Origin of the sequence: Elstera sp. (genome assembly GCF_044372965.1) — a bacterium.
Classification (GTDB): Bacteria; Pseudomonadota; Alphaproteobacteria; order Elsterales; family Elsteraceae; genus Elstera.
Window position 1 is genome coordinate 1 of record NZ_JBILQX010000017.1, and the last position, 21,145, is coordinate 21,145.

General features: G+C 64.9%; 13 protein-coding genes and 1 pseudogene. 3 read left to right on the forward strand and 11 right to left on the reverse strand.

Annotated elements, in window-relative coordinates; all coding sequences use genetic code 11:
- From ACIQ36_RS04240 to ACIQ36_RS04270, 7 genes and pseudogenes are all read right to left on the reverse strand, one after another.
- Positions 1 to 1,256 (reverse strand): ATP-binding cassette domain-containing protein (locus tag ACIQ36_RS04240; RefSeq protein WP_395826246.1); only part of this gene is annotated, 1,256 nt, incomplete at its 3' end.
- On the reverse strand, positions 1,253 to 2,044 hold the full coding sequence (locus ACIQ36_RS04245; protein WP_395826248.1) for an ABC transporter permease: 792 nt from the start codon (positions 2,042 to 2,044) through the stop codon (positions 1,253 to 1,255). The genes ACIQ36_RS04240 and ACIQ36_RS04245, both read right to left, overlap by 4 nt.
- The gene (locus ACIQ36_RS04250) at positions 2,044 to 2,979 is read right to left on the reverse strand and encodes an ABC transporter permease (protein ID WP_395826250.1); all 936 of its coding nucleotides are present in this window, start codon (positions 2,977 to 2,979) and stop codon (positions 2,044 to 2,046) included. Before ACIQ36_RS04250 ends, ACIQ36_RS04245 begins: the two co-directional genes overlap by 1 nt.
- The gene (locus ACIQ36_RS04255; protein WP_395826252.1) at positions 2,976 to 3,893 is read right to left on the reverse strand and encodes a DMT family transporter; all 918 of its coding nucleotides are present in this window, start codon (positions 3,891 to 3,893) and stop codon (positions 2,976 to 2,978) included. Before ACIQ36_RS04255 ends, ACIQ36_RS04250 begins: the two co-directional genes overlap by 4 nt.
- Positions 3,884 to 5,425 (reverse strand): ABC transporter substrate-binding protein, encoded by a 1,542-nt coding sequence (locus ACIQ36_RS04260; protein ID WP_395826254.1) that lies wholly within the window; start codon positions 5,423 to 5,425, stop codon positions 3,884 to 3,886. Before ACIQ36_RS04260 ends, ACIQ36_RS04255 begins: the two co-directional genes overlap by 10 nt.
- A 23-nt stretch (positions 5,426 to 5,448) precedes the next feature.
- Complete coding sequence (locus tag ACIQ36_RS04265) at positions 5,449 to 6,099, reverse strand: DUF1826 domain-containing protein (protein ID WP_395826256.1); 651 nt, start codon at positions 6,097 to 6,099, stop codon at positions 5,449 to 5,451.
- A gap of 152 nt (positions 6,100 to 6,251) precedes the next feature.
- Positions 6,252 to 6,398: pseudogene (locus ACIQ36_RS04270) on the reverse strand (GTP-binding protein); the annotation flags it as partial.
- Between the two features lie 505 nt (positions 6,399 to 6,903).
- Between ACIQ36_RS04270 and ACIQ36_RS04275 the strand changes: the two are divergent.
- Positions 6,904 to 7,773 carry a TauD/TfdA dioxygenase family protein gene (locus tag ACIQ36_RS04275; RefSeq protein ID WP_395826258.1) on the forward strand — a complete coding sequence of 290 codons (870 nt, stop codon included), beginning with the start codon at positions 6,904 to 6,906 and terminating at the stop codon, positions 7,771 to 7,773.
- On the opposite strand, the gene ACIQ36_RS04280 is transcribed toward ACIQ36_RS04275, so the two are convergent.
- Genes ACIQ36_RS04280 through ACIQ36_RS04290 form a run of 3 tightly spaced genes read right to left on the reverse strand, consistent with a single transcriptional unit; the run spans position 7,742 to position 10,730 of the window.
- Complete coding sequence (locus ACIQ36_RS04280) at positions 7,742 to 8,473, reverse strand: hypothetical protein (RefSeq protein WP_395826260.1); 732 nt, start codon at positions 8,471 to 8,473, stop codon at positions 7,742 to 7,744. The genes ACIQ36_RS04275 and ACIQ36_RS04280 overlap by 32 nt on opposite strands.
- Positions 8,436 to 9,488, reverse strand: coding sequence for a GSCFA domain-containing protein (locus tag ACIQ36_RS04285; RefSeq protein ID WP_395826262.1), 1,053 nt, complete (start codon positions 9,486 to 9,488; stop codon positions 8,436 to 8,438). Before ACIQ36_RS04285 ends, ACIQ36_RS04280 begins: the two co-directional genes overlap by 38 nt.
- A gap of 9 nt (positions 9,489 to 9,497) precedes the next feature.
- Entirely contained in the window at positions 9,498 to 10,730 is a 1,233-nt protein-coding gene (locus tag ACIQ36_RS04290) for an MFS transporter (RefSeq protein WP_395826264.1), read from the reverse strand.
- Between the two features lie 89 nt (positions 10,731 to 10,819).
- Between ACIQ36_RS04290 and ACIQ36_RS04295 the strand changes: the two genes are divergently transcribed.
- Both ACIQ36_RS04295 and ACIQ36_RS04300 read left to right on the forward strand, forming a co-directional pair.
- On the forward strand, positions 10,820 to 11,581 hold the full coding sequence (locus ACIQ36_RS04295) for a thioesterase II family protein (protein WP_395826266.1): 762 nt from the start codon (positions 10,820 to 10,822) through the stop codon (positions 11,579 to 11,581).
- A gap of 6 nt (positions 11,582 to 11,587) precedes the next feature.
- Entirely contained in the window at positions 11,588 to 12,265 is a 678-nt protein-coding gene (locus ACIQ36_RS04300; RefSeq protein WP_395826268.1) for a 4'-phosphopantetheinyl transferase family protein, read from the forward strand.
- Here ACIQ36_RS04300 and ACIQ36_RS04305 read toward each other — a convergent pair.
- Positions 12,262 to 21,144, reverse strand: a complete 8,883-nt coding sequence (locus tag ACIQ36_RS04305; protein ID WP_395826270.1) for an amino acid adenylation domain-containing protein — start codon at positions 21,142 to 21,144, stop codon at positions 12,262 to 12,264. The genes ACIQ36_RS04300 and ACIQ36_RS04305 overlap by 4 nt on opposite strands.
- Position 21,145 lies beyond the last annotated feature (1 nt).

Genomic DNA, 21,145 nt, shown 5'->3' on the forward strand with positions numbered 1-21,145 from the left:
GCAATGATAACCGCTGGGTTCAGCAAGAGGAGGCGCAGCAGCGCGAGCCGCTGGGCTTCGCCGCCGGAAATCTCGCTTGGAAAACGGTGCAGCAACCTTGGGCTAAGCTTGAGGCGATCAAGCCCAACCGCCAACCGCTCCCCGTGATCAGGACGGGGCGCAAGCGTGTACAAGTCTTGAAACTGCACGCTCAGCGGCCGATGGGGACTAAAGACGGCGGTCGGGTCTTGATGCAGCTTTTGATATCGATGCCTAAGGCGGCGGGCGCGCGCAGGATCGCGGTACGGATCGACCCCGCCCCAAGATACCGAGCCGCTACGCGGCGGCAACAGCCCGAGAAGACTATTCCCAAGGCTGGTTTTACCGCAGCCGCTGGAGCCAGAAACACCTAAAATCATTCCTTTTGACAGGTGAATATCGACATTGCTCAGAAGATCGGGCGTGCCGGGATGGCCGAGGCTAAGCCCATGGGCCGCCAGAACCAAAGGGGCGTCGGTCGCGCAGGCGGGGCAGGGTGCCCAGGTGGCGGGGTCGGCGGCCAGCCACGCACGGGTGTAGGCGCTTTGCGGTTCGGTCAGAACAGCCTCGCTTGGGCCGACTTCTTGTACTCGCCCATCGGCCAGCACCAGCAGGCTACCCCCGAGGCGGCGCACTAAGTGACGATCATGGCTAATCAGCAGTAAGGTCCGGCCCCGCTGGGCCATTCGCAGTAGCAAGTCTGCCACATCGTCCAGCCGCTCCGAATCGAGCCCCTTGGTTGGCTCGTCGGCAATCAGCAACGGCGCGTCGAGCCGCAGGGCGCTGGCCATCACCGCGCGCTGGGCCATGCCGCCGGAAAGCTGAAAGGGATAGGCGGCGGCGCTGCTGGCGGGAAGATCGACCGCGGCCAAACTCGCCTGAACCGGTGCGGGCGTTTGCCCGGTTTGAGCGAGCATGTGCCCGAGCCGCTGGGTTGGGTCGAGCGCTGCGCCGGGCTCCTGCGGCACCAGGAGAAAATCGGATGCCCACAGGTCACGCAGCGCCTCCGGCTTGCAAAGGTCAAAGGTACCGCCCCGCCACTGCACGGTGCCGACAGCCCGAAACCCTGGCGGCAGCAACCCCATCAACGCTTGAGCGATTAGGCTTTTGCCGCCGCCGCTCTCGCCAATGATCGTGAGTATCCCCCCGGCAGGGAGCGAAAATTCGATATCGCGCACCAGCGCTTTTCCGGCCCCGTCATAGATCGTCAGGCCGCGCACGATGAGTACCGCGCTCATACTTGACCCTCCTCGGATGCTGGCAGCGCGGCGCGGCCGATCAAGGTTGCGGACAAGGTAACGACAAAGAGCCCGATGCACGGGGCTGCGGTCTGCCAGGGCGCTTCGGTCAAGTAGGGCAGTGCTTCCGCAATCATAGCGCCCCATTCCGGCGTCGGTGGGGTCAGGCCGAGCCCGAGAAAACCTAATCCGGCAATCGTCATAATTGTTGTGCCAAGTCCGAGGGTGAGTTGCGGCACAAGCAGCGGCAGCAATGGCGGTAGGAGATGGTGACGAAAAATCGCACCGGCCCCAAACCCGGCAAGGCGGGCGGCCTCGACATGGGTACTCAGCAGCTCCCCGGCGACAATCGCCCGGCTCAAGCGGGCAAAGGGCGGGGCTTGAGTGAGCGTGAGGCCGATCACCAGCGGCACGGCTCCGCCCCCCAAAAGTCCCACCAAAAGCAACGCGAGCAGAATTCCCGGAAAGGCTAACAGTAGGTCGATCCCGCGCATAATCAGACTCTCGCCCCAGCCGCCCCACCAGGCGGCGCATAGGCCAAGGAGGGTTCCGACGAGGGCGGCAAAGCCAATGCAGGCCGCCGCCAGCCCCACCGAGCGCGGTGCGCCATGGGCCAGTCGGGCGAGAACATCCCGCCCGAGATGATCCTGCCCCAGCCAATGCTGAAGGCTGGGTTCGCCCAAGGCTCCGGCCAAATCTTGCTCAATCGGATCGTGCGTGACGGCGAGGGGGAGGAGGGCCAGCAGCGCCAAAAACCCGCCCAGCACAATGAAAGGCCACCGTCCCATCAAGCCAACCGTCGACGGCGGGGATCGAGCGCCAGCGCGGCACTATCTGCGAGAAGATTCACCAGCGCATAGAGCAGGCCAATCAGCAGCGCACACCCCAAGATAATTGGAATATCCCGCGCGACTAAGGCCCGCACTAACAGATCGCCCAGGCCGGGATAATTGAACAGCGTTTCGACAATCACGAAGCCATCGATCAAGAACCCCATCTGCAAAGCGGCAAAGGTGATGATCGGGATCGCCGCATTGCGCACGCCATGGTGTTGAAAGGCGGCCCGCGCCGGCAAGCCCCGCAACCGGGCGAACAGCATATAGGGCGCGCGGTCTACCTCGCGTACAGCCGCGCGAATGACGGGAATCGAAAAGGCGGTAAGTCCTAACGCCAGCGTTAGCGCAGGTAAAATAAGATGGGCCGGGGTTTTGAACCCAGCGGGCGGCAACCAGCGCAGCGTGAGGGCAAACAGGCTAATCAAACCGATTCCCACCAGAAAACTCGGCAGCGCCGCAAACAAGACGCTGAAGCCGGTTACCGCCCGATCCAGCGCCCCGCCCGGCCTGAGACCGCAGGCAATACCGAGCGGCAGCGCCAAGGCGTAAGAGAGGGCCCACCCCAGCAACCCCAGCCCCAGGGTGTAGCGGGCATGGTAGAGAATCTCGTCGATAACCGGCTTGCGGGAGACGAGCGACCGTCCAAAGTCGCCCCGCATGACCCGGCCCATCCATTGGCCATATTGGACCAGTAAGGGCCGATTAAGCCCCTCGTCCTGCCGTAAGCGCGCTTCGACCTCCGGGGTAACGCGGTCGGCCCCGACGCGGGCAATGGCAATCGACAGGGCCAGATCGCCGGGGAGCGCGTGGGTAATCCCGAAGCAAAGGGTGGCGATGACCCATGCCGTCGCCAAAGCCTGCCCCAGTCGCTGCCCTATCGCCCTCATGATCGCCGCTTCCGTTCCCCGACGGCAACCACGGCCGCCGCGCCAACGATCAAACCGGCCCCGAGCAGACTAAGCGGCACTGGCAAAAGCCCGAAGACCAGCAGATCGAACCCCATCGCCCAGAGCATCGCCGTATATTCGAAGGGGGCCAGGGTCGAAACGGGCGCGCGGGCGATAGCTTCGGTCATCGCAATATGCGCAAGCCCGCCGGTCAGTCCGGCCCCGACAAGCCACGCGAGCGTCGCGCCATCGGTCGCAGCCCAGCCGAAGGGGGCCGTGGTAAGCCCGCCAACGGCGCACACCAGCGCAAAATAGAAGGCGATTGTGCCGGGCGGCTCGGTCGCCGTCAGCCGTTTGATTTCGATTTTTGCCGCGGCCGTTGTCGCCGCCATCGCGATGCCGGCACCAACGCCGATCACGGTTCCCATATCCAAGCTTGGCCCGGCGAGCGCGGGCAGCAGCATGAAACCCACCCCGGCAAAGCCGACGAGCGCCGCAAGAACGACCAGAAACCCAGGTCGCTCGTGCAGAAACAGCACGGCGATGGAAATCACCAACAGCGGGGCAAGAAAGCCTAGAGCCGCAGCCAAAGCCAGCGGCAAATAGCTGAGCGAGAGGAACGAAAAAGCCATCGCCACAAAGCCGAAGAGGCTTCGCTTTACATGTCCAAAAGGGTAACGGGTGCGCAGCCCGCCCGGAAACTGCCCCCGCACCGCCAGATAAGCGACAATCGGCATCAACGCAACGGCACTGCGCCAGAACATGATCTGCCCAACGGGGGCTTCTACCGAGGCCAAGCGCACGCACAGGCTCATGAACGCGAAAAGGCCCGTCGCGAGAATACGCAGGCCAATCCCAGCAAAAAGCGACGGCGGCGGGGCGATGCTCGCCCCGCTGGAGGAGGTTAACCCCATGCCATTGCCTCGGCGAGGTAGCGCATCTCATAGGGGTCGATCGCCACATCACGCAAGCGGGGCGAAACGGCCACGGTATGCTCGAACCAAGCCACGGGAATCACCGGCAGTTCATCGTGCAGCACGGCGGTGATTTCTGCCCGCAACCGCGCCTTTTCGGTGGGATCGAAGCTACCGACATAGGCGTCGGTCAACCGCTTCATCTGGGCGCGCTCCGGCCAATTGACCGTGCCCCAGGTGGATTTTTCGCGGGTATAATCGGGAATGATCGTGGCGATAACGTCGGGCACATTCACATAGGTGCGGGCGAACATTGTCATTTCCATCCGATCTTCCCGGATCGCCGTTGGAATAATCGCCGCAGGGCCGACCTCAATACTCATATCCAAGCCAATCTGCTTGAACTGGGCTTGCAGCGCGGCGGCCATCGGCGGCAGTTCTGGGCGGTTGGCGAGGGTGAGGAGTTTGGCGGCAAACCGCACCCCATTTTTAATCCGAATGCCATCGGCGCCTGTAACCCAGCCCGCGCTCTCCAATAAACGCTGCGCTTCGGCGATATTCTGGTTCAGGGCGGGCAACGCGGGATTATGCCATTCGGTGAGAATCGGCGGTAAAAGCTGCGTTGCGGACGAGCCCGAATGCCGCAGAACTGCACGCGCAATTCCAGCCCTATCGATTGCCAGCGACAGGGCGCGGCGCACATTCTTATCCTTGAATTGCGGCAGGCCGCAGTTTACCGCCAACGGACGCACGCGCGGAATCGTTAAGCTTTCAACGCGCAATTGCCCGGCAGCCGTAATGCGCGGCAGGGCGGTAGGCGCGAGCGTATAGACCAAATCGGCATCGCCCGCGATGGCGATATTGGCGCGCGTATCGCCATTGGCGACCGCCGTGTAACGCACGGTTGCGATGCGTGCTTTCACGCGGGCGTCCGGGAAGCGCTCCAAATCCAGAATGGTTTTCCCATCCAGGGCGACCAGCCGATAGGGGCCGGTGGCGATGATTTTTTGCACCTTCCCATCAGCCCCATAGGCCGCCGGAGCCAGGAGAATGGCGGCATAATCAACCAGAAACGCCGGGAGCGGGCTGAAGGGGGTTTTCGTGCGAATAATCACCGTCTCGCCGTCGGCGCTTAGCGCGTCGAGCGGCACCGCCGCGAGGCTTTCGCCCGAAAAAGCGCGCTTGAGACTATTCACAACTGCCTCGGCACTAACCGGGCTGCCATCGTGAAACGTCAGCCCCGCCCGCAGGGGAAAGCGCCAGGTGAGCTTATCGTCCCCAACCGTCCAACCGGACGCTACGCCGCCCACCAATTGCCCATTAGGCTCCACCTGCACGAGGGTTTCTGCAACCCCAAGGCGGGTGAGCAAATAGCCCGTATCGGTCGGCTCCAGCGACGTGAAATCCCAAGGGCCAACAATCCGCAGCGGGGCAGTATTTTGGGCTGCGAGCGGACCTGCCCACGCCAGCCCGGCAATCGCCCCAGCCCCCGCCAACAAGCTGCGGCGCGAAAGGGAGGAAGTTTCGATCATTGCAATTATCCTAGAGTAAGGGCTTAGCGCGTCCACCGCTCGGGCGAAGCGCTTGACGGAAGGTTGAGGCAGAGCAGCAGTCGGGTTTCGCCCCGCCCGGCGAGCGGCGGCGAGCGATGAACGATCCCGCTTCCCGGCCCGGCGCAACTGCCCTTAAACACACCAACGGCCTGCGGGGGAAACCGGTTCAGCGGCCCGCGATAGGCTTTCTGGTCGCGCAGCGCGGCGGCGGAATCGACCGGGGAAACCCACTCGGTCCCTGGCCCGCGATAGGTGGTGAGCAGCCGCGCTTCCACGCAATCCCGATGAAATTTCCAACAGGCGTCGCCCGTGATGCGCTCCAAGCGCACATCAATCTCAATACTCCCCGTGAGATCGGTAAAAAGCGCGGCGAGCATCGCAATATCGGCAATCAACCAGGGACGGAGCGCGGCGGTTGCGGCGCGATCCAGAAACAAAGTGTCGAGCGCGGCCTCTAGATCATCAAGACGCACCAAGACCCGCCCATCGGGGAGGCTTGCCGCCGGAAGATCATCGAGAGCCGCCGCCATTTCAGGGGGAATCTCGCGCGGCCAAAGGGCCATTTCGACCGAGGGCTGACGCAGGGCAAGAATGTTAGGCAGCGCGTCGCAGACCCTCACCGCCGCCTCCGGCGCATCGAGCAGACTCGCCATTACGCCATCGCCCCAACTTCGGCGTCGCCCCAGCGGGGGAAGGGATCGGGCAGATCCCGATACTGGTTTGAATTGACGGTGACGGGCAGGGGGGAGCCGAACAGGCAGGCATCCAACCCCGCGCACACGCCGGCCTGGCCCTGGAAATCGAAATCGGCATCAATGCTCACCTCGCTCATATCGTTCACAATCACGGCCACCCGGCGGCCCAGGCGATTGTTGAGACTATGATTCAGCGAGGTCGTTTTCCCGGCTCCGAGAAAACTGGAGAATTGGGTGGCAGGAAGACGGTCGGGCATCGGTGGTCCTGTGCAGGGGGGGATGCTGGCTTCGGGTCAGGCGACGTCGGCATAACATATGTTATAACATAACTTTTCAAGTCTAAATTGGCTTCCCAGCGTTAGCAGGTGTGGACGCCCCCACAGCGCAACAGCTTTGCAAGGGCTTTGGTGCAGTGATGAGCGGCGGTCGGGTGCCTCCATGTGTTCGGGCAGTTCGCGCACGATCACATGACTGCCGGCGCAAATCATCAACGACTAATAATTGAAGCAGCGTGAGCCGCGCGTTTAACTCAAGAAAGAATACTCTGCTTCAGATAGTTAACCCAATTAACCTTGATACTCCGGCACATCGCTTTTCAATTCAATGTTAACAAGATTTCCTATTTCGGGAGAAGGAGGTGTTGCAACGATCGCTCACCGGGCTCACTCGGTGTAGCGAGTGCAGTCGCACACTTTACAGATGTAAAATAACCTGCAAGATGCGCGTATCGCGCCCCGGCGCTAAAGACCGCACAGGGTTGAAATGGATCGATATTGTCTAGAGGCGATTGGACGCATCGCCGGTGAGGAACGCGCACCTTATGCACACATCACGGTTGATCGGCTGACACCGATCATCGGGGCGGAAATTGGCGGGGTAGACCTTGCGCACCCGGTTCCCGACCCCGCCTTTGACGAAGTCAAACGGGCTTTTCTCGAAAACCAGGTTATCATCTTTCGCAATCAGACGCTGACCGTGGCCCAACAGAAAGCCTTCGCGCGCCGCTTTGGGCCGCTGCGGGCGCTGCCGATGGCCGATATCGACGGCGACGATGCCGAGCTGGTGATTATCAAGGCGAGTAAGGATTCGACTTTCGTTGCGGGGGAAGTCTGGCACGCCGACGGCACCGCCGACCCTGCCCCCTCGCTTGGCTCGATGCTCTATATGCATCGCACCCCCGAGATCGGGACGGGGGGCGATACCCTCTTCGCCAGCATGTATCTGGCTTATGAAATGCTCTCGCCTGCCCTAAAGCTGTTTCTGGAAGGGCTGACGGCGATTCACGATGGCGCAGTTCCCTGGCAGGGCTATGAGGCCCCGCCCGGCCTGCCCAAAACGGAACATCCCGTTATCGTGCGCCACCCGGAGACGGGCCGGAAGCTGCTGTTCGTTAATTCGGGTTTCACCACCCATATTCCCCAACTGTCGCCGGGGGAGAGCCGGGCGTTACTCGATTATCTGTTCGCCCTCGTCGCCCGCGAGCAGGTGCTGAACTGCCGCGTGCGCTGGGCACCGGGGACTTTGGTGTTCTGGGATAACCGCTGTACCCAGCATCACGCTATCTGGGATTATTTCCCCCATTCCCGCTATGGCGAGCGGGTTACGGTTCTCGGGAGTGTGCCGACGCGCTAGGCGGCGCGGAGAGGATTGGGGCGAGGGCATCGAGGATCAATCCCCCGAAGGCCTCGCTTCCGTGCAGCGGGTCGCGCGGTTCGCAATAGAGCGCCTGCTGAACCCCATCGGGGTCACAGGCCTCGGCCCGCACATCGATAATTGGGATTTTAGCCACCGTCAGAGCCGAAATCAAGGCGGTTTGGGCCGCAGAAAACACGCGCGGATCGGCAATATCCGGCACGCGCTGGGGCGGCAGAACCGCGTAGACCGCCACGCCGCGTGCATGGAGCCCCGTATAGAACCCCAGCGCGCCTTTCGCCATTTCGGTAATGACTTCAGCAAAGAAGCGGCTGTCGAGAAACCCCGGCGGAAAACTGCCCTTATCGTCCTGATAGGCCAGCCAATTTTCCCAGGCGGCGTAGACGTGGCAGCAGAGGCCGAAGGTCGATACCAGCGGCACCTTGAGCGCATAGAGGCTGGGCACCCCAATTTCCGCCAAAAACCCCGCGACCAAGCCGTCCGCCTCGTCCCGGTGAAAGCGGCACCCTTCCGGCATGAAGTCGCAAAAATCGCCCGTGAAGTCCCGGCCCGAGCCGAGCGGGCCGCCAACGAAAGCCAGCCCCCGGCGCGTCGCCGCCTTGCCGATTGCGCCCGCGTGGGAATCGCCCAGCAGCAGAAAATCAACGGGTTTGGTAATAGTCGAGCACGTCATCGTCACACAAAATATCCTGAGGGGGCCGCGCCGGGGCGGCGGTTGCGCGTGGGGCGAGGGCGGGCAAAGCCGGTTGCTGCCCGAAAAAATGATCCATAACGAAGGCCACGCCTGCGGGCGAAACGCTTCGCCGATTGGCCTCATAGGCCCAGCCCCCGAAGGGAAACGCCGAAATCAGCTCGTAGGAGGGAAAATAATCGACATCGTCCAGGCGGCGGCTGAGGTCGCCCGCAACGGTGCGTAAGAGCGATTTCGCGTAGGTGGAGGCGACGAGTACATGGGCTCCGGTTGCCGTCGCCGTCAGCGGCACGGGCGAGACCGTCAGCAGAAAGCGAATGCGCGGGTTATGCTGCCGGATCAGAGCGAAGACCGCTTCCATATCCTCACAGGCCTCAGTGAAGCTTTGATTGCGCAGAACATGATCGGCGGCGCGGAACTGTCCGCGCACGGTGCCGGGGCAGGCTGGATAGGCATAGGCTTGGTGCCGGTTTTGCCAATATTCCGTAAGCCCCATCGTAAAGATAAACCAATCGGCCTCCCGCAGCGCCTGAGCGAAGGCGTCGAGCGTCACCTGCCGGGCCGCCTCCAAATCGGCGCGGCTGGCGACCCCCTCCGTCGGTGTTGAGGGCCGGAACGGATCATAGTAGCGCGCCCCTTCTGCCCAAATCTCGCGCGGCATCGGCACACCATCGAGCGCCCAGGAAACCCATTGGCGCAGCATCGCGGCGGTATAGATATTCCCCGTTCGGGCGGAAAATAATCCATAGCCTGCGGGTGTCCAGGCGTCGGCAGGCAGGTCCGGCGGCGGCGGCTCGGTGATATGCCAGGTCAGGCCCCGGGCGGCCAGAGCGCGGCCCAAATGCTGCGCGAAACATGATCCCGCCGTCACGATCTTCTGGCCGGGCAGAACCGGGGTTTTCGGCTGCCACAGATCGGGCAGGTAGCGCAAATCCTGATCGGCAACGGCGTGCCGCCAAAAGGCGCGCGGCGGAAGGTCGGTATAGGGGGAGGGGCGGGGCATCGGTCGGCCTCAGTTGGTGTCGCACGAAACAGGCACGGCGGCGGGGCGCAGCAGCCGGAATCCCAGGGCGGCGAGCGGAAGGCAGATCAACGCCATTCCGGCAAACAGCACCGGGCCGCCCCACAGGCTGATCACCAGCGCGCCCATCATCGGGGCCAGCGACGCGCCGCCATTCGACAGAAGATAAACGCCGAAATAACTATTGCGGCTTTCCGGCGGGGCCATGCGGTCGATGATGGTGGAAAAAAGCGGCATGGCGATCATTTCCGCCAGGGTGGCGCAGGCAATCGCCAGCAGCCAGACAGCGGGAACGGCGGCGCTATTGGCGGCGATAATCGCCTGCGCGCCCATTAGGCTGACGAGAGCGAGAGCGAAAGCGCGATGTTCGGCAAGCGCAATCAGCCAGCGCATGAACAGCAGATGAAAGCCCAGCACCATCAGCGTATTGGTGAGGTTAATCAGCACGATCAACCGGGTCAGGTCGGGCACGTTCAGGGTCACGAGATAGAAGGTCAGCGGCTCGTCGATCTGCGCGTAGATCAGCACCAGCAGGAAATTGGCGATAAAAATCGCCCAGAAGTGCCGATGCTTCATAAGCACCGGGAGCAGAGCCCAGAGCGTCGGCGCGGGCTCGGTGGAGCGCGCCACCCGATCGGCATAGAGAGTGCTTATCCCCAGAATCAGAAAAGCCAGGGCGGCGACCAGAAACACAAGGTTGCTCTGCCGATCCGCAAACCCCATTCCCAGGAGCGGGCCGATGGCAACCGCTAGATTCACGCTGTAATAGCGCAGGTGGAACAGAATTGGCCGTCCTTCGTCGGTCTTGGCGCAATCGCCGAGCGCCGAGCGCAGCAAAGGTTCGATCATCCCGCCCGCCGTTGCGATCACCAGAATCGCCAACATATAGCTCGCTTCCGTCGGCCACAGGGCGGGCAGGGCGAAACCAACGAGCGACACCGCGCAGAGCAGCGCCAGCAGCCGGGGACGTTTGAAGCGATCGGCAAGACCGCCCGCGAGCGGCGCGACCAGCAGGGCGATGATCCCGGCTAGGGTGAATTGCGCGCCAATCTCAGTGATCGATGTTCCGAACCGCTGGTTCATCGTAACCGTCAAAAACGGCCAGACCATGAAAACCGCAAGCTTCGATAGGCTGATGGCGAACAGAAGAAGCTTCGCTTCGAGCGAAATTTCCCGAAGCGTGGTACAGAACCAGGTAAGGCCGCTGAGGGGCGCTAGGCGCATTTCCACCGCCGCGCGCGCGAAGAGACGCGCAAGGCTTTGCCCCGTGCGGCCCGCGCGCTAGGATGCACGCCGTTTGATGGGAGAGGTTTGTGGAATCTGCGGTGCATTCGACCTCGGTTTGGTTTTCGGTTCCGCCGACCCCTGGCCGATTGAACATTCTCTGTTTGCCCCAGGCGGGCGGCGATACGAGCCTGTATAACCGCTGGCAGCGGCTGTTGGCCCCCACGGTTACTTTGGTTCCGGTCTTGCTGCCGGGGCGCGGGCTGCGGCTGGCCGATCCACCGTTCACGGCGATGGCCGATTTGGTCGCCGCGCTCGCCGACGCGATACCGCCCTATACCGCCCACCCCTTTGCGCTGTTCGGCTCCAGCATGGGCGGCTGGATTGCGCATGCGCTGGCGCAGGAGCTTTTGCAGCGCGGGCTTCCGGCCCCTGTGGCCCTGTTCGCCTGCACCTCCTCCACGCCGTTTGCCAAGCGTCGCCTGCCGAAGGTGGACACGGATGACCGGGCTACGCTGATTGCCGAAATCTTGGCCTTCAACCCCGATTTCGACCGGGTGCTTGCCTATCCCGAACTCGTCGATTTGCTGCTGCCGGTCATCAAGGCCGATTTTACCCTGTGCACCGGCTATCGCCCCCGGCACGAACCCCGGCTGACCTGCCCGATTATCGGATTTGCGGGCAACCGCGACCAAATCATCCCGACCGACACAATGCACGGCTGGACCGATCTGACCGAGGGCGGCTTCAGCCTGACCGAAATCGACGGCGATCATTTTCTGATCGAAACGGCCCCACGCCCGATTTTGGCGGCGCTGGAAGCCTGCGCCGAGCAAATTTTGGCCCGATAGCCGAAGATGCACGCCCGCTATACCGCCCTGCGTAGTGCCACTCTCCAGGCGCTTGCCGCCGGCGCGGTGCCGCTGGTGATCCTGCCCATCGAAACCCCGCCCCCGGCGGAACAGGGGCTGACCGAGACGGAAGCGGCGCGCGCGGCGCGGTTTCGACTGAGCGCCGACCGGTTGGCCTTCAGCCTGGGGCGGACGCTCACCCGCTATCTGGTTTTCGGGGATAGCCGCCGCCCCGATATGGCGTTCGGCCCGCAGGGGAAGCCGTTTCTGCCCGATGGGATTGGTTTCAACCTCTCCCATAGCGGCGGGTATCTGGCGCTGGTTTTGGGGGCCACGGTCGGCGTCGATATCGAAATCGGCCCGCGCGATGGGCGCTTTCACGACCTCCTGCCGCTGGTCGCCCATCCCGCCGAGCGCGACGTTTTGGAGGCGGCTCCCCCCGAGGCCCAACGGGGGCTCTTTCTGCACTGCTGGACGCGCAAGGAAGCCGCCCTGAAAGCCTGGGGAATTGGCCTCAGCGACGGTTTGACGGCCCTCGACACGCAGCTTGCCGCCCCCCAACCCACTCTCGACGGCGCGCCGCCGCTGCGCTTGCACGATCTTTCCCTGCCCACCGAAGGCGGGCTGGTCGGTGCGGTCGCGGCCCCGGTAACAGCCGGACCCGTTGCGCGGGTGACGCTTTAGACCGGCTGGGCGCATGCCGCGATTTCCTCTGCGATCCGCTGCACCGCCTCGCCGCTCATCAGGCCGTAATGGTCCGTAGGGAGAAGCGTTACCGTCTCCAGCCGCCGCAGTAAGGTCGCCCAACTGCGGCGCTGGATATCGGGCGGCGTGAACGGCAGGTAGGCGTGCGCCTTCCCCGCGAGAACGAGATGGGCTGGGGTGGCGAGCAGCGGGCCAGGGCGATGGGCAATCATACTCTCCATATTCGCCCGGCAGCAGTCGGTGAGTCGGTCGAGATACTCGCCCAGATCCTCGGCGGACCCGCTGCCGCGATGGCTCAGCACCTCCTGCCGGAACAGGGTATCGATTTGAGCGCCGCTGTAACTTTGCCACGCGGCCCCCGCATCGGGCGCGGGCGGATCGATCAACGTCACCCCGGCGAAGGGGCTTCCCTCGGCCTCGGCCTGGGCGGCCATTGCGCCAGCAACCCACGCGCCAAAAGACCAGCCGATGAGGTAAACCCGGTTGGCGGGGGCCGAAATCGCTTCCCGATACTGCGCCGCGCGGTCGGTGAGCGTAAGAGGCGGAAGCGTCGCTTCAGTCAAGCGCGGATCGGCGATGACTGATAGCGCCGCCGAACGGGGCAGCGCTTGGGCCAGAGCGCGATAGGCTTGAACATCGCCGCCGACCGGATGAATCAACACATAATGGCGGTCGCCACGTCCACTCCGCCAAGGGTCAGCCCGAACCGCCGCGTTCCAAAGGGCGGGCTCCGGCGGGGGTGGCAGGGCGAGGGCGATGACATCCGTCAAACTGGCGTCGGGGCCGATTTTGGAGAGGGCGAGGTGAATGCCGCAGCAGCTCTCAAGATCGGCCAGCGCGTCTAGCAGCGTTAGGGAATCTGCGCCAAGATCGCTAAGGGCCGTATCGGCCGGTAACGGTTTGAGACCCAGTAGCCGCTCGAAACTTTCGCGCAGGCAGGCCTCGGGCGAGGCGTTGGCGACGGCTGGGGCCGCTACCGATTCTGCCGCCGTCCCGTTGGCCCGGCGCGGGGCATAGAAATAATCGGCTTCCTCGGGCGCGACGGTTGAGATCAGCAGATGCGGCCCCGGTAGCGCAAGCGCTTGCCGGAACAACCAGCGCCCCTCCCGCGCCGTTAGGCCAACCGCGCGATGAGCCTGATGGCGGGCATCCGTAAGATTGCCCGATGCGGCCATGCCGTCATCGCGCCAAATATCCCAGCCGAGGCTGAGACGCCGACAGTCCGCAGGCTCAGCGCGGAAAGCGTAACCATCGAGAAGCGCATTGCTGGCGGCATAATCGAACTGGCCGACGCCGCCGAATTCCGTCGCCATCGAACTGCAATAGACCAGAAACTCCGGCTTCAGCCGCGCGGCCAGGGCCTCGGCAATCTCCGCCGCCCGCAGTTTTGCGGCATAGGCGGCCTGAACCCCGCCGCGCGGGCGGGTTTCGAGCAAGGCCCCCACGCCGATCCCGACCGCGTGGACGATGCCCCTTAGAGAGGGGAGCGCCAGAAGCAGCCGTTCGACTGCTGCGTCCACCGTTAGCGGCAGGGTTACGTCGAGTGCAAGCGCCGTGACGCGCGTGGCGGCATCGCGGAAACAATCGGGCACGCGCCCGGACCGGCTGACCAGAACCACCGACGTGCCGGGATCGCTGAGGATTTCCGCCGCGAGCGCCGCCCCAATCCCGCCCGTTCCGCCGAGAATGAGATAGGTTCCCGGCGCAAACACCGCCGGAAGAATGGGCAGGGCCTGCGGGGCCAATTCCCGCCGCCATAGCCGCTGCGCGTGAACGGCCCAGTGGTTGGGCTGGGATGTCTCGAAAAGCGGCGTTAGAAGGGCGGCGACGGCGGCTAAATCCGGCTCTGCGCAATCCACCCACCGGCACGGCAGCCCGTATTCCTGTTCGATTACTCGGCAGGCTGGACCAAGGGCGAGGGCGGAGGGATGCGTCACCGGGCGTAACCCCGGCGCGGCCCCGGGACTGACGAGTCCCAGCCGGGCGGTCCTGCGGGCGGCGAGGGGCGCGGCGACGCTTGCCACTGTTTCCAGGAACTCCGTCTCAGGGGCACAGTCGAGCAGGACGAAAAGCGGCGCGTCCTCGGGAGCCTGCGCCAGGGCGGCGGCCAGGGTGTCGGGGCTTCCCCAGATCACCCGCTGCGCCCGTCCGGCGAAAGCGGCTTTCTCCGCGTCGGTCGGTGTGCGGGGGGATAGGATGAGGAGGGTTCCCTCCAGGTGGGTCTCGGTCCGGTCGGTCGGCACCCAGAGGGGGCGATGAAGCCAGCGGGACGGCGCACGCCGGGCGGGCGGTCCGGCCAGGGGAGGTAGAAGGCTGTAGGTAGCCCGGTCGAAAACGGGGGGCGGAAAATCCCACGGGGCCGCCGCCAGCGGGGCCGAGAACCGTGCGCCTTTTATCCAGGCCGCCGCCATGTCATCGGCGGTCAGCGGGGCAGGATCGGTAAGCCGGTCGGCGGGGTTGGTTTCGGTTGGCGTTGCTCGGGCGAGCGCGGCCAGCAGCGCCGGGAGCGTTTCCCCGACCGCCGCTATCCGCCAGCGCTGGCCGGGATCGCCGCCTTGGAGATGGGCGAGAACCTCCGGTAAGCGCGCGGGATGGTCCCGAAGGTAAGCCGCGATGGCGGCGGCGCGCGCGGCCAGAGCCTCGGCGCTATGGGCGCTTATCAACAGAACCGGGGCGATGGGGGCTTGGGCTGCTGCGCCCGCTATCGCCGCTTCCCGAAGGATGACATGGGCATTGGTGCCACCGATGCCAAAACTGCTGACGGCGGCCCGGCGGGGCGCGGTCGCAGGCCAGGGCTGCGCTTGATCGAGCAAGCGGAAGGGCGTCGTCGTCCAGTCAATCGCTGGGGTCGCCGGATTGGCCCCCAAGGTAGGGGGCAAGGTTTGGAAATAGAGCGCCAGGGCGGCGCGAATGACGCTCAAAACCCCCGCCGCCGCGCCCAAATGGCCGATTTGGCTTTTCAGCGACCCGAGCGCACACCCGCCGGGGCTTGCCCCGCTAAAGGCTTTGCTCAGGGCCGCGATTTCGATAGGATCGCCCAGCGCGGTGCCCGTGCCGTGGGCCTCGACATAGCCGATCTCGGCCCCAGTCAGCCCGGCCCGGCGCAGGCAGGCATCGATCACCGCCGCCTGCCCCTCGATGGACGGGGCGGCATAGCCCATTTTCTCCCGCCCATCGTTATTGAGGGCCGAGGCTTCGAGAACCGCGTAAATCCGATTGCCGTCGCGTTCGGCGGCGGCGAGGGGCTTTAGCACCAGCACCCCATAGCCGCTGCCCCCGATGGTCCCGCTGGCGTTAGTGCCAAAGGCGCGGCACTGACCGTCCTGCGAGAAAATATGATTGGGCCGATAGGTATAGCCGCCGCTCAAGCTGGGATCGATCAAAACGCCGCCGACCAGCATCGCATCGGCATCCCCCTGCCGGAGCAGCCCCGCCGCGAGATGCAGCCCGGCGAGCGAACTGCTGCACGCGGTCTGAACCGTCAGCGCTGGGCCGGTCAGATTGAGGTGATAGGCGATTTTGGTCGCCAGAAAATCCTTCTCATGGTGCAGGGCCATCTGAAACCCGTCCGGCAGCGCGGCGGCGTCCGGCCCAGAAAGAAGGCTTTGGAAATAGGTGCTTTCACCGCCGCTCGCAATCACCCCGATTCGGGCCGAGCCGACCGCCCCCGCGAGTCCCGCGTGCGCTAACGCCTCGACGCTGCCCATCAGCAATTGCCGCTGCTGCGGGTCCATCAGCCGGGCCTCTTGCGGGCTGAGGCCGAAATAGCCGGGGTCGAACTCCATCATCCCCGCCATTTGTGCGCGGGCCCCGACGCGCGCCGGATCGTCGGGTGTAAAAAGCTGAATGCCGCTACCGCCCTCGCGGATCATGTCCCAGAAGTTGGCGAGGGTGTCCGCACCGGGGACCTTTACGGCAAGCCCGATAATCGCGATCGGCGCGGCAGTGGCTTGCGGGATAACAGGCGTGGGTAGGGTGGCCTTAGATTCCTCACCCCCACAGCGGGCGGCAAGGCGGCGGGGCGTGGTGGCGGAAAAGAGATCGGCGATGCCCAGAGACCAGCCGAACTGCTTTCGGCAGGCAAGATGGAACCGCATCAGGCTAAGGCTACTTGCCCCCGCCTCGAAATAGGTTTGATCCGGGCGGATCGGCAGTCCCAGGGTTGCCTCGAATAAGCTGCAAAGCGCGGCTTCCAGCCCCGTTGCGTCCGCTTCCTGCGCGCCGATTTGGGGCAGCAGCGTTTTGGCGCAGCCGCCGAGGCCCTTCCGGTCGATCTTCCCGCTGGGGGCCATCGGCCAGGTTTTTACCTGCCAAAATTGGTCGATCCGCACGAAAGCGGGCACGAGTGGCGCAAGATGGGCGGCGAGAGCGGACCCCGTCACGGCAGCCCGGCAGGCGATATAGGCCGTCAGCCGGTCCGACGCGCTTTTCTCGACAATCGCGGTCTCGACCGCCGGATGCGCCATCAGGGCCGCCTCCACCTGCCCGAGTTCTAGCCGATGGCCGCTGAGTTTCACCTGCTCGTCGGTGCGGCCATGATAATGCAGCAGGCCGTCGGCATCGAGGCGGGCCAGGTCGCCCGTGCGATAAAATAGGCCGCCCAGCGCGGGAAACGCCCCAAAGCGCTCGGTGTTAAGTTGCGGCGCATCGAGATAGCAGGGATTGACCATCGGCCCGCCGATCAGCAAATGCCCGACCACGCCGGGGGGCAGCGGCAGATCGCTGTCATCGACGACCAGAAGCCGCGCCCCGGTGATCGGTGTGCCGATGGGCAGCCGCAGCGGCCAATTGGCCGCCGGGCCGGTCGCGGTATAAGCGCTGACGACATGGGTTTCGGTTGGCCCATAGTGGTTCATCAGGGCCGCATTCGGAAGCTGGTCGAACCAGCCCCGAAGGGTTTCGGTGCAGAGGACCTGTTCCCCGGCGGAAATAACGGCGCGCAGATCGGGCAAAGCGATGGGATCGAGCGCCGCCGCCTCGGCAAGCAGTTGCACCGCCACATAGGGCATGTGAATCCGCTCGATTCGATGCTGGGCCAGCAGCCGCAAAAGCCCCGCCGCATCCTGGCGCAGCCCGGCTGGGAGCGTATAGAAACAGCCGCCCGTGCTCAGCGTGCCGAAAATCTCTTGAAAGGAGACATCGAAGGCGAGTTTTGAAAATTGCAGCGTGCGTGCGGGCTGCCCCAACCCCCCGGCCTGCCGGTGCCAAAGCAGGAGGCCGCTCAAGGTGGCGTCGGGAACGGTCACGCCCTTCGGCGTTCCGGTCGAACCCGAGGTGAAGAGCAGATACAAAGGCCGATCCCCGGCCCGGCGTACCCGTTGGCGGGGCAGCGCGACCGCCGCCGCCGGGAGCCGCAAGCAATTAACCGGAATCCTGATCGGGCCGAGCGCCGCGAGGCAGGCTTCGGTCTCAGGCTGGCAGAGCAGCAGGTCGGGCTGCGCCTGGGTCAGAATCTGGTCGAGAATCGCCGCCGGATAGCTGGTATCAAGCGGAACGATGGTCGCATTGAGTTTCGCCAGCGCCAGCAGGGCGACGATATGTTCCGCCCCGCCATCGGTATAAAGCGCCACCCGCCCCAGCCCGGCCCCATAGGTTGCCAGCAGATGGGCGGCCAGATGATCGGCCAGCCCTAGTAGGCGCGCGTAGGAAAATGTTTCGTCCGGCGTGACGAGGGCGAGGGCGTCCGGCGTGCGGTCGGCCTGAAGCTCAACCCAGTCGCACATCCGCTCGAACGGCAGAACGGGCGGTCGGGTTTCCGGCGGCAGCAGGCCGAGGCGGTAGGGGGTAATCAGCGCGGCGAGCGGCTGTTCGGGCGCGTTGAACAGTTGGCGCAACCCGGTTTCGAACTGGTCGGCGAGGGCCTCCGTTTGCGCAGGGGAGAGATAGTCCGGCTGATACTCCCAAACGCAGGTTAGCCCCTCGGCGGTTGGGATGAGGGTCAGCGTTAGCGGGCATTTGCCGTCCACCGTCGCGGGAAACGCCATATCGAGGGCGGCGGTCCCCAGGCGCAGAGCCGTGAAATCGGTGTTTTCCAGAACGAACAGAAAATCGAACCCAGCCTCTGCCGCGCTATCGATTGCATCGCCATAGGCGACATCCTGAAAGGCGAGATCGGCCCGCAGGGTTGCCGCTAAGCGCTGTGCCTGCGCGCCCAGGGGTTCTGCCGGGCGGCTGTCCAGCGTGAGGGGAACCGTATTGGCGAGCATGCCGACGATCTCGGCGAACCCGTCGAGCGGGCGATTGGCCACCGGGGTTGCGAGGCGCGGGCGGCACACACCAGTCACGGCGGCAATGGCCCAGGCAAACGCCGGTGCCAGCGTTTCAAACGGCGTCACCCCCTGGGCGCGACCATAGGCATCGATCGCATGCCACAGATCGTTCGGCAGATGGGTGGTCAGAATCCGCGCTTCCCGGCGCGGCGCTGTGGTGCGGGCGGGCAGCGACTCGCGCGGTTGGGCGAAATGGCGCTGGGCGGCGGACTGCAAGTGCGCATAGGCCGGGCTGCCGTGCCAACCCCGCTGCCAGGCGGCGACATCGAGCGGCGACAGTGCGGGCGAAACCGGCTCTCGCACACCGCCGCAGATGGCGGCGTAAAGGTGTGCGAGATCGCGGAAGATCACCGACAGCGACCAGCCGTCGAGCACGCTATGGTGGGCGTGCAGCAGCAGAACGCCGCTTTCCCGGTCGAACGGCATCCAATGGGTTTGGAACAGGCTGGGGCGGCTCAGATCGAAGGGGGTTGCGAACAGCAGCGCCGCCAGCGCTTCCCACGTGTCGGCCCGCACTTGGCCGGGCGGATAGGCGTAGAAGGCTTGGGCATCAGCCTCGCTGATCTGCTCCAGCCCCTCCGGCCCCAGAGCGAACCGCGTCCGCAGCCCTGGGTGCCGCGCCAAAACCCCCGCGACGGCCTCGGCCAGCGCGTCCGTATCAATTTCGCCGGACACGCGAAAGATAAACGGGGTGTTATAGGCGGTACTGTCGGGGTCGCGCTGGTTCAGCAGCCAAAGGCGGGTTTGTTCCGCCGTCGCCGGGCCGCGCCGGGCGTCTTGCTGCCGCGCGGGCAGGGGCGGGTACAGCGGGGCGGACGCCTTGGCCAAGCCTTCGGCCAACTGCGCGAAAGGCGCGCTCAAGATCGCGGCGATGGGCAGGTCGGCCCCGAACTCCCGCTGAACGGCGAAGCGAAACCTTAGGGCCAGCAGGGAATCGCCCCCGCATTCCGTAAAGCGGTAGGCTCCGGTTAACCCGGCTTGGCCAAGAATAGTCCCGGCGAGCGCAAGCAGGCGGGCGAGGGCCGAATCGTCCGGTTCTGCCGGCGCGGGCGCGGGGGCATCGTCCCAGGGGGCTGCGAGGGTTTGCAGAAGCCGCGCCTGATCGATCTTGCCGTTGGGGGTGAGCGGTAGGGCGTCCCATCGGTACAGCCGATGCGGGTGCATGTAGGCGGGCAGATGGGCTGCAAGATGCGCGCGCAGCAGGGCGGGCGTTGCGGTCGCATCGGTAACGAGGAAGGCGAGCAGCCGATGCTGGTCGGGCGCGTCGGGCGGACGATGGGCACAGACATAGGCTTGCCGAACGGCGGGATGGACGCACAGGCAGGCTTCGATTTCCCCTGGCTCAACCCGGAAGCCGCGAATTTTAATCTGTCGGTCGGCCCGCCCGCGATAGTCGAGCCTGCCATCGGCGCGCAGGCGCACAAGGTCGCCGGTGCGATAATAGCGCCCTTGGCTGCCATCCGGTTCGGGCAGCGTTACGAAGCGGTACGCCGTTTCCTCGGGGCGGTTGCGATACCCGTAGGCGACGCCGGTTCCGCCGATATAAAGCTCGGCGGTATCCCCTGCCGTTGCCTCCTCCATCGTCTCGGTCAGCAGTCGCAGGCGGGTGTCGGGCAGTGCGGTGCCGATGGGCACCTGATCTTCCGCCCAATCGCGCGGGATCGGGAACCCGAGGGCAAAGGTAGTGGTTTCGGTCGGCCCATAGACATTGACGATCTGGCAGGGGCTGGCCGGATTGGCCTGATACCAGGCGCGGACGGCGGCGGCGTTCAAGGCTTCGCCGCCGATCAACAGGCGGCGCATCCGGCGAAAGCAGGGGGGATGCTGTTCGGCAATCATGTTGAACAGCGCGACGGTCAGGAACATCACCGAAATGCGGGCGGACTCCAGCCGTGCGGCAAAACGGGCCGGGTCCAGAATCTCGGCGTCGGGAATAGTAACGCAGCAGGCCCCGGCCAAGAGCGGCCCCCACACATCGAAGCTCAGCGCATCAAAGGCGGGATTGGAGACGAGGGCGACGCGGTCCTGCGGGGTTAGGGGGCCATAGGCGGCGGCGCGGTGCAGCCGGTCGATCCCCGCTTCGCCCACTTCCACCCCCTTCGGGGTGCCGGTCGTGCCCGAGGTATAGAAGAGAAACGCGGGCGCTTGCGGGGGGCGGGTTGGCCAAACGGCAGGCAGAGGCGTATCGTGGGCGAGTAGCGCCTCAAGCGTGCCGCAAAAGCCGGGCACCAGCGCCGCTCTCGCGGTCGTATCATTCTGCGCTAAGAGGGCCGTACAGCCCGCATCGCGCAGAATGAAGGCCTGCCGGTCGGGCGGGCTCGCGGCATCGAGCGGCACAAGCGTTGCCCCGGCCTTCAGACCGCCGAGCATCGCCGCCACCAAAGCGGCGGATCGGGGCAGACAGAGGCCGAGGGCGGCACCGGGTACGATGCCGATCGCGATCAGGGCGGCTGCAATCCGGTCACTCCACGCATCGAGCGCGGCATAGCTTAGGCGGGTTTCCCCCTCCTCCACTGCGACGGCGGCGGGGTGAGCGGTAGCGCGGGCGCGAAATGCCCCGACCAGCGAGAAAGGCGCTACGATACTCATG

Bases quoted from the DNA above. Each gene is read 5' to 3' on its own strand.
- ACIQ36_RS04265 (WP_395826256.1), bottom strand. From the start codon at position 6,099: ATGGCGAGTCTGCTCGATGCGCCGGAGGCGGCGGTGAGGGTCTGCGAC.
- ACIQ36_RS04250 (WP_395826250.1), bottom strand. From the start codon at position 2,979: ATGAGGGCGATAGGGCAGCGACTGGGGCAGGCTTTGGCGACGGCATGG.
- ACIQ36_RS04255 (WP_395826252.1), bottom strand. From the start codon at position 3,893: ATGGGGTTAACCTCCTCCAGCGGGGCGAGCATCGCCCCGCCGCCGTCG.
- ACIQ36_RS04285 (WP_395826262.1), bottom strand. From the start codon at position 9,488: ATGCCCCGCCCCTCCCCCTATACCGACCTTCCGCCGCGCGCCTTTTGG.
- ACIQ36_RS04260 (WP_395826254.1), bottom strand. From the start codon at position 5,425: ATGATCGAAACTTCCTCCCTTTCGCGCCGCAGCTTGTTGGCGGGGGCT.
- ACIQ36_RS04290 (WP_395826264.1), bottom strand. From the start codon at position 10,730: ATGCGCCTAGCGCCCCTCAGCGGCCTTACCTGGTTCTGTACCACGCTT.
- ACIQ36_RS04305 (WP_395826270.1), bottom strand. From the start codon at position 21,144: ATGAGTATCGTAGCGCCTTTCTCGCTGGTCGGGGCATTTCGCGCCCGC.
- ACIQ36_RS04275 (WP_395826258.1), top strand. From the start codon at position 6,904: ATGGATCGATATTGTCTAGAGGCGATTGGACGCATCGCCGGTGAGGAA.
- ACIQ36_RS04300 (WP_395826268.1), top strand. From the start codon at position 11,588: ATGCACGCCCGCTATACCGCCCTGCGTAGTGCCACTCTCCAGGCGCTT.
- ACIQ36_RS04245 (WP_395826248.1), bottom strand. From the start codon at position 2,044: ATGGGACGGTGGCCTTTCATTGTGCTGGGCGGGTTTTTGGCGCTGCTG.